The sequence below is a fragment of the Lelliottia sp. EB106-05-01-XG201 genome, assembly GCF_058791735.1.
In genome coordinates this window covers 163,657-177,703 of sequence record NZ_JBYTDV010000001.1, presented here as the reverse complement: position 1 = coordinate 177,703, position 14,047 = coordinate 163,657, and the positions used below count along the sequence as shown (strand labels likewise).

Annotated in this window: 12 protein-coding genes; 5 read left to right on the top strand and 7 right to left on the bottom strand. The window is 56.1% G+C overall.

Annotated elements, in window-relative coordinates; translation table 11 throughout:
- Positions 1 to 11: 11 nt before the first annotated feature.
- Entirely contained in the window at positions 12 to 752 is a 741-nt protein-coding gene (locus AC3WS9_RS00805; RefSeq protein WP_492486195.1) for a MipA/OmpV family protein, read from the bottom strand.
- Between the two features lie 118 nt (positions 753 to 870).
- On the opposite strand from AC3WS9_RS00805, the gene AC3WS9_RS00800 reads away from it, so the two are divergent.
- Positions 871 to 1,830 carry a LysR family transcriptional regulator gene (locus AC3WS9_RS00800; protein ID WP_282492018.1) on the top strand — a complete coding sequence of 320 codons (960 nt, stop codon included), beginning with the start codon at positions 871 to 873 and terminating at the stop codon, positions 1,828 to 1,830.
- Here the strand turns inward: AC3WS9_RS00800 and aldB are convergent, their stop codons facing one another.
- The 6 genes from aldB to AC3WS9_RS00770 form a co-directional block, all read right to left on the bottom strand.
- Positions 1,831 to 3,369 carry an aldehyde dehydrogenase AldB gene (gene aldB, locus AC3WS9_RS00795; RefSeq protein WP_282492019.1) on the bottom strand — a complete coding sequence of 513 codons (1,539 nt, stop codon included), beginning with the start codon at positions 3,367 to 3,369 and terminating at the stop codon, positions 1,831 to 1,833.
- Positions 3,370 to 3,472: 103 nt separating this feature from the next.
- Positions 3,473 to 5,323 (bottom strand): selenocysteine-specific translation elongation factor, encoded by a 1,851-nt coding sequence (selB, locus tag AC3WS9_RS00790; protein WP_492486192.1) that lies wholly within the window; start codon positions 5,321 to 5,323, stop codon positions 3,473 to 3,475.
- Entirely contained in the window at positions 5,320 to 6,705 is a 1,386-nt protein-coding gene (selA, locus tag AC3WS9_RS00785; RefSeq protein ID WP_492486190.1) for an L-seryl-tRNA(Sec) selenium transferase, read from the bottom strand. The genes selB and selA overlap by 4 nt, the downstream gene beginning before the upstream one ends.
- A 104-nt stretch (positions 6,706 to 6,809) precedes the next feature.
- The gene (locus tag AC3WS9_RS00780) at positions 6,810 to 7,418 is read right to left on the bottom strand and encodes a glutathione S-transferase (protein WP_492486187.1); all 609 of its coding nucleotides are present in this window, start codon (positions 7,416 to 7,418) and stop codon (positions 6,810 to 6,812) included.
- Positions 7,419 to 7,532: 114 nt separating this feature from the next.
- Positions 7,533 to 8,669, bottom strand: a complete 1,137-nt coding sequence (locus AC3WS9_RS00775) for an HlyD family secretion protein (RefSeq protein WP_282492023.1) — start codon at positions 8,667 to 8,669, stop codon at positions 7,533 to 7,535.
- Between the two features lie 2 nt (positions 8,670 to 8,671).
- Positions 8,672 to 9,028, bottom strand: coding sequence for a DUF3302 domain-containing protein (locus AC3WS9_RS00770; RefSeq protein ID WP_282492024.1), 357 nt, complete (start codon positions 9,026 to 9,028; stop codon positions 8,672 to 8,674).
- A gap of 659 nt (positions 9,029 to 9,687) precedes the next feature.
- Here AC3WS9_RS00770 and AC3WS9_RS00765 point away from each other — a divergent pair.
- From AC3WS9_RS00765 to AC3WS9_RS00750, 4 genes are all read left to right on the top strand, one after another.
- Positions 9,688 to 11,598, top strand: a complete 1,911-nt coding sequence (locus AC3WS9_RS00765; RefSeq protein WP_282492025.1) for a PTS mannitol transporter subunit IICBA — start codon at positions 9,688 to 9,690, stop codon at positions 11,596 to 11,598.
- Between the two features lie 146 nt (positions 11,599 to 11,744).
- On the top strand, positions 11,745 to 12,893 hold the full coding sequence (mtlD, locus tag AC3WS9_RS00760) for a mannitol-1-phosphate 5-dehydrogenase (RefSeq protein WP_452233250.1): 1,149 nt from the start codon (positions 11,745 to 11,747) through the stop codon (positions 12,891 to 12,893).
- A complete protein-coding gene (mtlR, locus tag AC3WS9_RS00755) occupies positions 12,890 to 13,480 on the top strand; it encodes a mannitol operon repressor MtlR (RefSeq protein ID WP_282492027.1) in 591 nt (196 codons plus the stop codon). Before mtlD ends, mtlR begins: the two co-directional genes overlap by 4 nt.
- Before the next feature lie 57 nt (positions 13,481 to 13,537).
- Entirely contained in the window at positions 13,538 to 13,900 is a 363-nt protein-coding gene (locus AC3WS9_RS00750) for a YibL family ribosome-associated protein (RefSeq protein ID WP_282492028.1), read from the top strand.
- Positions 13,901 to 14,047: the final 147 nt, after the last annotated feature.

Below are 14,047 nucleotides of genomic sequence, written 5' to 3'. Positions count from 1 at the left end.
CTTGTTGAGACTTAGAAGCGCCAGCTCACGCCGGTCATCAGCACGAAGCTGTCATCGCGATCAATCATCGGACTGTTTTTGACGTCATCCGGCAAGACGGTGTAAGCCGCGCTGGCGTTCAGGAACAGGTTCTGCGTCAGTTGATACTTTGCGGTCAGCGCAACGTACGGGTTCCAGCTGTCACCCGCGTTGTATTCGTTCAGGCCGCTGTGACGAGACTCTTTTCCGGAAACACCGTAGTAGTAGTCATTGAAGCTTTCATCGTAGTAGAACACGCCCACGGCTGGAATCAGCGTCAAACGCTCCATGCGGATCGGATGGAAGTAGGTAATTTCACCGACCACGCCGCCGCTTTCGTCCATCGCATCGCCCGCGACGCCGAACTTCAGGCTACCCCAGCTTTCGTGGCGATAGTACGCGCCGCCCACAAACACCGACGCTTTGCGCTCGTCGAGCTGCTTCATCGCGTGATCATCGTTGTCGTCGGGATCGAAGTGCAGCGGCATCCAGGACGCCGTCAGGCTCAGTTCATTCTTACTGTCTTTCCAGAAGGCCCAACCGGCCGTGGTCTGACGCACGTAGAAGTTATCGCCTTCGTAACTAATCAGCGGAACCGCCGTCGTATTTTCGTTATAGCCTTTGTAAGGCGATTCATTGAAAACAGCGCCCGCACCCAATGAAAATTCACCCGCCATAGCGGATGAGGCGAAAAATAACGTTGCGGTGATGAGCAAATTCTTTTTGATAATCATTCCCTGTATCCATTAAATGCCTAACAAACGAGGCGAATAATAATGGTTACAAATTTGCCGATGCAACGAAGTAGTTTATATAATATTATATATAAAATCATATAGATGGGCGTTCGTGATGAATAATTTACAGATTAAGCCGCGTGAGTTAAAAATTATCTCCGTCATTGCTGCAACGGGCAGCATTGGGGACGCCGCCGCTTTGTTAGGGATGGCACAGGCGAACGTCAGTAAATATCTTTCGGATTTCGAAACCCGCGTCGGATTGAAAGTCTTTGAACGCACGACGCGCCAGCTGGCGCTGACGCAGTTTGGTGAGGTATTGCTGCCTTATATAAATGCTTCACTGGATAAAAATATCCAACTCATTAATTTTATTGCCGACTACAAGCATGAAAAAAGTGGACGGGTGACGATTTACGCCCCCACCGGCATTATCACCTACCTCGCCCGCCATGTGATCCACCAGCTCGAAGAGATCGGCGATATCCGCATTTGCCTGAAAACCTATAATCCGAATCGCAACGAATTGTCTGAAGGGGTCTCTTTCCCCGACGACTGCGATATTTTAATTACCTATGCTCAGCCGAAAGATGAAAGCCTGGTGGCTTATCAGCTGACAAAATATTCCGTCACCGCCTTTGCCACCCCTGAATATATACAAAAACGTCCAATTAACAGCCCGGACGATTTAATTAAACACTCCTGTATTTTATTGGATTCCATTCTGGTTGACGATGCCAACATCTGGCGTTTTCGCGTTCACGGCAGCGAAGAAGTTCGGGATTATAAAGTCACCGGAAACTATATTTGTGATAATACGCAAACGGCGCTGGAGCTGGCGCGTAATCATCTTGGTATTGTTTTTGCGCCAAAAGAGAGCCTGAAAAGCGAGATTGAACAGGGGATTTTAATGCCCTGCTTCTCGCATCAGGAGGAGTGGTGGCTGGATCTGACGGCTATTTTCCGCAAGCGGGAATATCAGCCATGGCGCGTGCAATACATTCTGGACGGAGTGCTGAACAGTCTTCGCGAGCGTATTAAGCAGGCCGTCCCGGGGGCGACCTGCTCGGAATAATTAAAACAGTCCCAGCGGTTTATCTGAATAACTCACCAGCAGACATTTCGTCTGTTGATAGTGATCCAGCATCATCTTATGGGTTTCACGCCCGATGCCCGACTGTTTATATCCGCCGAACGCCGCGTGGGCCGGATAGGCGTGATAACAGTTGGTCCAGACGCGCCCGGCCTGAATGCCGCGCCCCATTTTGTACGCCAGATTCCCGTTACGACTCCAGACGCCGGCTCCCAGCCCGTATTGCGTATCGTTGGCCAGCTCCAGCGCCTCTTCCGGCGTTTTAAAGGTCGTCACCGCCAGTACCGGGCCAAATATCTCCTCCTGGAAGACGCGCATACTGTTTTTGCCAAACAGAATCGTCGGCTCAAGGTAATACCCGTCTTTCAGATCGCCCTCCAGCACTTTACGCCGACCTCCGGTCAGGACATCCGCGCCCTCTTTTTTACCGATATCGATATAGTTCAGGATGGTGTCCAGCTGCCCATGCGAAACCTGCGCCCCCATCTGCGTCACGCTATCCAGCGGGTTACCGCTGCGGATCGACTCTACGCGACGAATCGCGCGTTCCATAAAGCGTTCATAAATCGATTCCTGCACCAGCGCGCGGCTTGGGCAGGTGCAGACTTCGCCCTGGTTAAAGGCAAACAGGGCAAAGCCCTCCATCGCTTTATCAAAGAAGGCGTCCTCTTCGTCCATCACGTCGGCAAAGAAGATGTTCGGTGATTTGCCGCCCAGCTCAAGGGTCACCGGAATGATGTTCTGCGTGGCGTACTGCATGATCTGCTGCCCGACTTCCGTCGAGCCGGTAAAGGCCACTTTGGCGATACGTTTTGAGGTCGCCAGGTATTCGCCGATCTCACCGCCCGCGCCGTTCACCACGTTGATCACGCCCGGCGGAACCAGATCGCCGATGATTTCCATCAGCAGAAGCACCGACAGCGGCGTTAAACGCGCCGGTTTGAGCACCACACAGTTGCCTGCCGCCAGCGCAGGCGCCATTTTCCAGCTCGCCATCAGCAGCGGGAAGTTCCACGGAATAATTTGCCCGACCACGCCCAGCGGCTCCTGGAAGTGATACGCGACGGTGTCGCTGTCGACTTCACTGATCCCGCCCTCCTGGGCGCGAATACAGGAGGCAAAATAGCGGAAATGGTCGATTGCCAGCGGGACATCCGCCGCCGTGGTTTCACGGATCGGTTTGCCGTTGTCCCAGGTCTCGGCCGCCGCCAGCAGCTCCAGATTTTGCTCCATGCGGTCGGCGATTTTGAACAGGATCGCCGCGCGGTCCTGCACGGAGGTGTGCGCCCACTTCTCTTTCGCTTTGTGCGCCGCATCCAGCGCCAGATCGATATCTTTTTTGCCAGAGCTGGCGATTTCACACAGCGGCTGCCCGGTGACCGGCGTCAGGTTTGAGTAATATTCGCCATCGACCGGCGCGACCCAGCCGCCGCCGATGAAGTTGTCGTACCGGGGTTTTAGCTTGAGGGGATAACCATACTCGCCAGGCTGCATACGCGTTGAGGGAGGATTGTTCGTCATGACCGTCTCCTTGCTGTTGGTGTCTAACAAGGGTAGTCACAGCTGGCGATTTTCTCGCCAGCTGCTTACGGCTTTACGACGCGTATCACGGATTCGATCGCGCTTATTGTTCGGTCTTCGGGAACAGGAGGGAATCGCGCAGCAGATGGTCATTGCCGCGGCGGCGCGTGAAGCCGATGCGATTGAAATACTCCAGAATTTGAATCGCCAGTTTGCGACCGACGTTCAGGCGATCGCGGAAATCGGCGGCGCAGGTCGATCCCTTCTCCTGATCCAGTTCGCGGATCAAACTCGCGAAAGTCACGATGCGATCGTTACGGTAATAACGATCTTTAACGATCGCGGTTATCAGCCCCTGCTGCGCGGCGTGGCGTAATACCTGACGCATCACCACTTCATCCGTCGCCGTTTCACGAGCCAGATCGCGAACCCACCAGGGCTCGTCGCCAAACAGCGGGGCCACTTTTTGCCAGATCGTTTCCTGCTCGGAGGTAAACCCGGCTTTGTGATCGGGAAGATGCAGCCAGCCGTGATGACTGTGGATCACCCCGCTTTCGCGCATCTTTTCAATCAGCAGCAGGACCAGCGCATCGTCTTCCATCGGCAGCGCCATGCGGCGCAGGCGTTCGCGGCCTGGGCCTGGCTCGTCCTGATGCTGTTCGTGATAGGTGGCGAGCGTGGTGAGCACTTTGCGCTGCCAGCGGGCGGCCACCGGGGCATTCAGCAGGCTGTACCCGGCCTGGATAAAGCCCGGCTGCTGCGTGAGCTGACGCAAACCATCACCGCTCAGTTGGCGCGCCCAGGCGAAATCCACCAGGTTCACCGCGCCGCGATCGAGGTGCACCGCCAGCGCGGCCTGATCCTCTTCCGCCTGCGCCAGTGCCGCCAGCCATTGCAGATATTCCGGTTTACGTTTCCCGCGACGCGGCGGATTGAGCGTCACTACCCGAGCCCCCGCCAGCGTGGCGCGCGCCGAGATATCGCGCAGCACCAGCCGGTCGTTATCCGCCAGCCACAGAGGGGTATCCAGCACCAGTTCCGCCAGGTCGTTTTCCAGCAGCGAGACGCGCCCGGTCACGTGGCTCGCGGCGTGATGAATATGCAGCGGCTGCCACTGGGTCAGCGGCGTGTGGGTGTGCAGAGAGACAATCACGCGCTCGGACGGCTCCGGCGGCGCGTCGGCCAGCAGCCAGTCGCCGCGATTGAGATGATCTTTTTCCGCATCGCCCGCGATGTTCAGGGCAATACGCTGCCCGGCGTACGCCTGTTCTGAAGGCTGATTCTGGGCGTGCAGGCCGCGCACGCGCATCGGCTTGTTCGCGCCCGTGAGCCACAGGCTATCACCCACCTTCACTTCCCCGCTCAGCGCCGTTCCGGTCACCACCAGCCCGGCCCCTTTCACGGTGAAAGCACGGTCAATGGCCAGGCGGAAGCGGTGATCGCTCGCGTGCTGGCGGGCAGGAAGTTGCAGCAAGTGGTCGCGTAAAGCATCGATTCCACGGCCTTCTGTCGCGACGGTGACAAACACCGGCGCCTCGGCAAAACCAAACTCCAGCAGCGTGGTGCGGCTCTCTTCGCGCACCTCGTCAATGCGATGCTCTTCGACGCGATCGGCTTTGGTCAGCGCGACAGTCAGCTGCGGTTTGCCCGTCAGCTGTAAAATCGCCAGGTGCTCACGCGTTTGCGCCATTACACCGTCATCACAGGCCACCACCAGCAGGGCGTGATCGATCCCGCCCACCCCGGCCAGCATATTGGCGAGAAACTTTTCATGCCCCGGCACATCGATAAACCCGAGCACGCGACCGTCCGGCTGCGGCCAGTAGGCATAGCCCAGATCGATGGTCATGCCGCGCTTTTTCTCTTCCGGCAGACGATCGGCATTCACGCCGGTAATGGCCTGTAAAAGGGTGGTTTTTCCGTGGTCTACGTGACCGGCAGTGGCAATAATCATTTCAACAACATCTCCAGAAACCGTTCTTCATCTTCAAGGCAGCGCAGATCCAGCCACAGACGACCATCATAAATGCGCCCGATGGCAGGCGTAGGCAGCGCACGCCAGCGCGCAGATAAACTTTCGAGCTGGCTTCCGCGCCCGTCGCGCGGCGTCAGAGTCAGCGCAGCGCTGGGCAGGCGATCAACGGGCAGCGACCCGCTGCCGATCTGCGACTGACAGGATTCGACCCGCACGTCGAAATCGACGTAGTGCGCGGCGACTCTCGGGAGCAATAATTCAGCCTGCGCACGAATGGAGGCCGCATCGCGCGCCAGCAGACGCAGCGTCGGCAGGCGTTCGGCCAGTTTTTCCGGATGGAGGTAGAGACGCAGCGTCGCTTCCAGCGCGGCGAGGGTCATTTTATCCGCGCGCAGGGCGCGTTTCAGCGGGTGCTGCTGGAGCTTCGCAATCAGCTCGCGTTTGCCCACCACAATCCCGGCCTGCGGACCGCCGAGCAGTTTGTCGCCGGAGAAACTCACCAGGCTCACGCCCGCGGCGATCATCTCCTGCGGCATCGGCTCTTTCGGCAGACCGTACTGGCTGAGGTCCACCAGCGAGCCGCTGCCCAGATCGGCAATCACCGGCACGTTCAGCTCGCGGCCAATCTCTGCCAGCTCCGCCTCTTCCACCGTTTTAGTGAAGCCTTCGATCTGGTAGTTGCTGGTATGGACCTTCATCAGCAGGGCGGTGTTTTCGTTGACCGCCGCGCGATAATCTTTGGCGTGAGTGCGGTTGGTGGTTCCGACTTCGTGCAGTTCGCATCCCGCCTGACGCATCACGTCCGGAATGCGGAATGCGCCGCCGATCTCCACCAGTTCACCGCGTGAGACCACCACCTCTTTGCCGCTCGCCGTCGCCGCCAGCATCAGCAGGACCGCCGCCGCGTTGTTATTCACGATGCAGGCATCTTCCGCGCCGGTGATCTGACAGAGCAGATCGGCCAGAGCGCGATCGCGGTGTCCGCGCCCGGCACCGTCCAGATCGTACTCCAGCGTCACCGGGGAACGCATCGCCTGGGTGACCGCCGTAATCGCCTCTTCCGCCTGCTGCGCGCGGCCTAAATTGGTGTGCAGCACCGTTCCCGTCAGGTTAATCACCGGGCGCAACGCGCTCTGCGTTTGCGCGGTCAGCCGTTTCTGCGCTTCTTGCGCCCAGTCTTCACACCACTGCGGCAGCGCGTTTTGCGTCTGGATATGCAGACGAGCTTCGTCCTGCATCTGATTCAGGAACGCCACCATGCGGGTGTGTCCGGACTGTGCAAGCAAAGCAGTGAATTTGGGATCGCGCAGCAGGCGATCGGTCGCGGGGATTTGGCTGTAGAGGGAACGATGAGTAGTCATTAACATGCCTGGCGGTTGGAAGGCCTTCCCCCCTCCCGACGGGAGAGGGAGTCAACGTGCGGGGGGATTGTACCGCGTACCACAGTGAAGTGTTATAACCCGTATCAAGCCTTTGGCGGTTCAGTGCGGGCAAAACTTTCCCGCTGGAAGAGGGTATCGGCCAGTTTGACCAGCAGCGGACGGTCGACGCACCAGCCGGGTGAGACGCGGCGGAAGTTGAGATAGCCGATCGCGCAGGCGATGGCGATGGTCGCCAGATTCACCGTATTGGTGCTGATTTTTCCGTCCTGAAGCAGCTGCTCGCACATGTCGAGGCTGCGGCTGATTTTCTCCCGCTGGCGCACCAGTTCCGCCTCAGACTGTTGCGCCGCAGGACGCGCCTGTTCGCGGACAGACACCAGCCCGGCATCCATGATTCCGTCGGCCAGCGCTTCGATCTGTTTCACCACCAGCGCCGCTTTCGGCTCGCGGGGCACCATCGCCGGGGCAATGCCGAGCAGCTCGATGTATTCCGCAATAATGGGAGAATCAAACCAGGTTTCGCCATCATCGGTCACCAGTGCCGGGACTTTGCCCAGCGGGTTGTACTGCGCGACGCCGGTTTCTGCCTGATAGGGCTGTTCGTTCACGAACTCGAAGGTGATCCCTTTTTCCAGCAGGAGAATCGAAATTTTACGCACGAAGGGGCTGGTGTAGCTGCCGATGAGTTTCATTGCCTGATCCTTTACGCCAACAAAAGGGTAAGTATGGATCAGGCAATGAAAAATGTGCAGATCTGTTAGCGCCGGGCGGCGCTTCGCTTACCCGACCTACTCGACGGGCAGGCTTTAATGGTCGAGATAAAGGTAATGCATCCAGCTGGTCATGCGCAGCAGCACCTTTCTCATCACCGACACATGAGAGAAGTGGTCGGAATAGACCGCCACCTGCGCGTAGATCCCGTCCGGCAGCGCATCCACGTCGGCGTTCGGGTCCAGATCGATGGTGGCGAGCACCCCGTCTGTCCCCGGCACGACCGTCAGAGATTGCAGCGAGCCTTGCGCCTGGTAGGAACCACCCGGCACCACCGGCAAAATACTGCTCAGCTTGCCGTGGAACACCTGTCCCGGCAGCGCATTAAACACCACTTCCGCATCGTCACCCGGTTTCAGGCGCAGGAGCGAGTTCTGGCGGAACTGCGCCACAATCTGGCGTTTCTGCTCAGGAATAAAGACCATCACCGGACGCAGCGGCAGCGCGGCCGCGTAGGTTCCGGGGCGAATCAGCACCTGGGTGACGTACCCGTCGCTCGGCGCACGCACAATCGTCTGATCGAGGTTATATTTCGCCTCGGTGAGCTGGGCCCGCAGGCTGACAATCTGCGACTGCTCGCCGTTGACCATGCTGTCTAACTGGCTTTGAATTTGGCTCTGATCGGCAATAGACGCTTTGACCATCGCATCCTGCGCCAGATAATTCTGCCGCGCGTTGTCGATGTCGCTTTCAGAGAACGGATTCACCCGAGCCTGGCTGCCTTTCAGGTAACGCTGATAATCCTTATACAGACGGTCGCGCTCCGCCGAGACGCGGGTCGTATTGGCCTGGGCTTCCGAAAGCTGGGCTTTCAGCACGTCGATATTGTGCGTTGCCGTCACCAGGTCGGCCTGTAATCGGTCGACTCGGGCCTGATAACGCACCGGATCGAGTTTAAATAACACATCGCCTTTTTTAATCAGCTGGTTATTTTTATCGGTGACTTCACTCACCACACCTGTCACCTGCGGCGTGATCGGAATAGAAATAACCGCCTTTTGCGCCGTAAAAGTATAAGGGTGGTTATAGTTCATTAATAAAATGAGTCCGGCGACGATAAATACACCACCTAATGCAGCTGTGGCGAGCGTCCACTGATTCACCGGAATACGGAATATTTTAAAGATCGCCCACGCAAAGGCGACGTAAGTCAGAATGATCAACAGATCCATGATTAGCTCTCCGGCGTATTTTTATCTGCGGGAACGTGCTCCGCGGCCAGCCGGTTTTCCAGCTCGGCAACGCGTCTGGAGAGGGCATCGATATCGGGTTGTTGCGGGGACTGCGCACCATGGTTCTGCATACCCCATCCGCGCTCGGGCTGATACAACGTGGCCCAAATCCACAGGAACGGCCAGATGACATGGAGGGTGAACAGACTGACCCAGCCTGCCGTATGAATGGCATCGGCATGGGGGTGATTACGTTTTTTAGCCATCAAATAGGGGATGTCATGAATTGCGATGATCCCGTAGAAAATGACAAGGAACACGAAAACTAATACGCCCAGCGCGAAATAGTTAAGGAACATATTTGCCTCACTAAAATAGCTTCAACTCTTTAAAAATATTAAATGGTAAGCAACCAAATTAACTTTCATACTGCGCAAATCTTTTGCACATATAATTTAGAGCCGTGGAGTATTATTTTTAAAATAACTCCGCGCAAGTTTAATAGCGTGACAAAATATATCCTGACTAAGAATCGACTTAAGTTTACATTAGCAGATTAATCCGCATTACGCCTTTTCTCCATAACACTAAGGGATGACGATGACGTGAAAGGGTGAGTTGCTTAGTTACAGCCTGGCTGAATTGACAAAACAGATGTAGGCGACGATCACACCTGGAGAATTCTGCCTTCAAATTTATTGTGAAGATGATCACAAACATCCAACAAACACGCCAACACAAAATGTGATTTCACTCACAGAAAAGCGTCAATCAAGGCTGATTTAGCCCCTCTGTATTTTTTTTACACACCACTTTTGTGACACGGATCACTTCATTTTTAGCCCCACCCCCTACATTTACGTGATTGAGATCACACAAAATTCCGCTGTCTGGACAGTTGAACGATTCAGTGCCAGATTTCACAGCATCAGAACAGGGCTCGGCTACCTCTGCCGCCGCACATTAACGATAAACCTCGGGCCGCAAGCCTAAGCGTAAACAGAAGAAGGGGTGTTTTATGTCATCCGATATCAAGATCAAAGTGCAAAGCTTTGGTCGCTTCCTGAGCAACATGGTGATGCCAAATATCGGCGCGTTTATCGCGTGGGGTATCATCACTGCGTTATTTATTCCGACAGGGTGGTTGCCGAACGAAACGCTGGCGAAACTCGTTGGCCCAATGATTACCTATCTGCTGCCACTGCTCATCGGTTATACCGGTGGTCGTCTGGTTGGCGGCGATCGCGGCGGCGTGGTCGGTGCGATTACCACCATGGGCGTGATCGTCGGTGCGGATATGCCGATGTTCCTCGGCGCGATGATTGCCGGTCCTTTAGGCGGCTGGGCAATTAAGAAATTTGACGTCTGGGTTGATGGCAAGATCAAATCCGGCTTCGAAATGCTGGTGAACAACTTCTCCGCTGGCATCATTGGTATGATTCTGGCGATTCTGGCGTTCCTCGGCATTGGCCCTGCGGTTGAAGTGCTGTCGAAAGTGCTGGCCGCTGGCGTTAACTTCATGGTCGTGCACGACATGCTGCCGCTGGCGTCTATCTTTGTTGAACCAGCGAAAATCCTGTTCCTCAACAACGCCATCAACCACGGTATCTTCTCACCGCTGGGTATTCAGCAGTCCCATGAGCTGGGCAAATCCATCTTCTTCCTGATTGAAGCGAACCCAGGTCCGGGTATGGGTGTTCTGCTGGCGTACATGTTCTTCGGTCGCGGCAGCGCTAAACAGTCTGCGGGCGGCGCGGCTATCATCCACTTCCTGGGTGGTATCCACGAAATTTACTTCCCATACGTTCTGATGAACCCACGTCTGATCCTGGCCGTTATCCTCGGCGGTATGACCGGTGTGTTCACACTGACTATGCTGAACGGCGGCCTGGTATCTCCGGCGTCTCCAGGTTCCATCCTGGCGGTTCTGGCGATGACGCCGAAAGGCGCGTACTTCGCAAACATCGCGGCAATTTGTGCGGCCATGGCGGTCTCCTTCGCGGTCTCAGCCATCCTGCTGAAAACCAGCAAAGTGAAAGAAGACGACGATATCGAAGCAGCGACCCGTCGCATGCAGGATATGAAATCTGAATCCAAAGGTGCAGCGACTCCGCTGTCTGCTGGCGAAGTGTCTAACGACCTGAGCCACGTGCGCAAAATCATCGTCGCCTGTGATGCCGGTATGGGTTCAAGCGCCATGGGTGCTGGCGTGCTGCGTAAGAAAGTCCAGGATGCGGGCCTGACCCACATCTCCGTGACCAACAGCGCCATCAACAGCCTGCCGCCAGATGTCGACCTGGTTATCACGCACCGCGATCTGACAGAGCGTGCGATGCGTCAGGTGCCACAGGCGCAGCATATTTCTCTGACTAACTTCCTCGACAGCGGCCTGTACACCAGCCTGACTGAGCGTCTGGTGGCGGCACAGCGTCACACCGACAACGAAGTGAAAGTCCGTGATAGCCTGAAAGACAGCTTTGATCCAAACGACAGCCACCTGTTCCGTCTGGGCGCTGAGAACATCTTCCTCGGTCGTACTGCGAGCCACAAAGAAGAAGCGATTCGCTTTGCCGGTGAGCAGCTGGTGAAAGGCGGTTACGTCGAGCCAGAATATGTGGATGCAATGCTGGAACGTGAGAAACTGACTCCAACCTACCTTGGCGAATCCATCGCGGTTCCGCATGGTACGGTTGAAGCGAAAGACCGCGTGCTGAAAACCGGCGTGGTGTTCTGTCAGTACCCGGCAGGCGTACGCTTCGGTGAAGAAGAAGACGACATCGCCCGTCTGGTGATTGGTATCGCCGCTCGCAACAACGAGCACATCCAGGTGATTACCAGCCTGACCAACGCCCTGGATGACGAATCCGTCATCGAGCGCCTGGCGCAGACCACCAGCGTGGAAGAAGTCCTGGCGCTGCTGAACAAGTAACGTTCGCCCTCACCCCTGCCCTCTCCCCCGGGAGAGGGAGTAAAATGGGGTGCGGTCTATCCCCTCTCCCTTTGGGAGAGGGTTAGGGTGAGGGAAATGCCTCACCCCAGCCCTCTCGGGTCAAAACATTGATGAAGGTTAATACTATGAAAGCATTACATTTTGGCGCAGGTAATATTGGTCGTGGTTTTATCGGCAAACTGCTGGCAGACGCGGGCATTACGCTGACATTCGCCGATGTGAATCAAGTGGTGCTCGACGCCCTGAATGCCCGTCATAGCTATCAGGTTCACGTCGTGGGAGAAAACGAGCTGGTTGAAACGGTCTCCGGCGTAAATGCGGTGAGCAGCATTGGCGACGACGTCGTTGATCTGATCGCAAGCGTTGACCTGGTGACCACCGCCGTCGGCCCGGTTGTACTTGAGCGCATCGCGCCAGCCGTGGCGAAAGGCCTGGCAAAACGTAAAGCCCAGGGCGTTACCACCCCGCTGAACATCATCGCCTGTGAAAACATGGTGCGCGGTACCACGCAGCTGAAAGGCCACGTGATGGCCGCTGTGGCGGACGAAGATAAAGCCTGGGTCGAAGAGCACGTAGGCTTCGTCGATTCCGCCGTGGACCGCATCGTTCCGCCGTCAGAGTCCGCGACCCACGATCCGCTGGAAGTGACCGTTGAAACCTTCAGCGAGTGGATTGTCGACAAAACCCAGTTCAAGGGCCAGCTGCCGAACATCCCAGGTATGGAATTAACCGATAACCTGATGGCATTTGTCGAACGCAAACTCTTCACGCTGAACACCGGGCATGCTATAACCGCGTACCTCGGAAAATTGGCCGGTCATCAGACCATTCGTGATGCGATTCTCGATGAGAAAATCCGCGCGGTGGTAAAAGGTGCCATGGATGAGAGCGGCGCGGTCCTGATCAAACGCTACGGTTTTGATGCTGAGAAACATGCGGCATATATTCAAAAAATCCTCGGTCGTTTTGAAAACCCGTATCTGAAAGATGACGTTGAGCGCGTGGGTCGTCAGCCGCTGCGTAAACTGAGCGCGGGCGATCGCCTGATCAAACCGCTGCTCGGCACGCTGGAATACGGTCTGCCGCACGCCAATCTGGTGAAAGGGATTGCGGGCGCGATGCACTATCGCAGCGAGCAGGACCCGCAGGCGCTGGAGCTGGCTCAGCTGATTGACGCCAAAGGCCCACAGGCCGCGCTGGCCGAGATTTCGGGCCTTGAGGCCAATAGTGACGTGGTTGTGGAGGCGGTTAACGCATATAACGCAACCAAATGATTCAGGATCAGGCGCAGGTTATCCTGCGCCCGAACGACAGATTGTCAGATATGCAGGCAATAATGGAACAAACCCAGGCCTTTGAAAACCGTGTGCTTGAGCGTCTGAATGCTGGCAAAACCGTACGAAGTTTCCTGATTGCCGCCGTCGAGTTACTCACCGAGGCGGTGAACATTCTGGTACTTCAGGTGTTCCGCAAAGACGACTACGCGGTAAAATATGCTGTAGAACCGTTACTGGACGGCGACGGACCGCTGGGCGATCTGTCGGTGCGCCTGAAGTTGATTTATGGTCTCGGCGTGCTGAGCAGGCACGAGTATGAAGACGCTGAACTGCTGATGGCCCTGCGCGAAGAGCTGAATCACGACGGGAATGAGTACACCTTTACCGACGATGAAATTCTCGGCCCGTTTGGCGAGCTGCACTGCGTGAGCGCCCTTCCCCCGGCCCCGCATTTTGACAACAGCGATCCTGAATTATACGCGATGCAAAAGCTTCGTTATCAACAGGTTGTCCGCTCCACGATGGTCCTTTCCCTGACTGAGCTGATTTCACGAATCAGCTTAAAAAAAGCGTTTCAGAAGTAAGCCTGCGCACATTGGTGTATCCTTCCCTTAATTCCCCCGTTTTTAGAGCTATATGTGATGAAAGAAGTCGAAAAGAATGAAATTAAACGCCTGAGCGACCGCCTGGATCTGATCCGCCACCAGCAGGCTGATATGTCGCTGGTTGAGTCCGCTGACAAATACGCCGAGCTGGAAAAAGAGAAAGCGACGCTGGAAGCGGAAATCGACCGTCTGCGCGCGGTCAAAGGCCACAAGCTGAGCAAAGAAGCGCAGAAGCTGATGGACATGCCGCACCGCCGTGCGATCACCAAAAAAGAACAGGCCGACATGGGCAAGCTGAAAAAAAGCGTCCGCGGTCTGGTGGTGGTCCACCCGATGACCGAGCTGGGCCGTGAAATGGGCCTGAAAGAAATGACCGGGTTTTCGAAGACGGCGTTCTGATCTGCTGCCGGGTAGCGCTGCGCTTACCCGGCCTACTTTTATCCCCCGCTTAAAATTGGCCCAACCAATCCCCTGACCAACCTTCCCCTGGTTCACACTTCCATCAATTCCACTCACAAAATCATTGCCCACCCATAACATTTGATT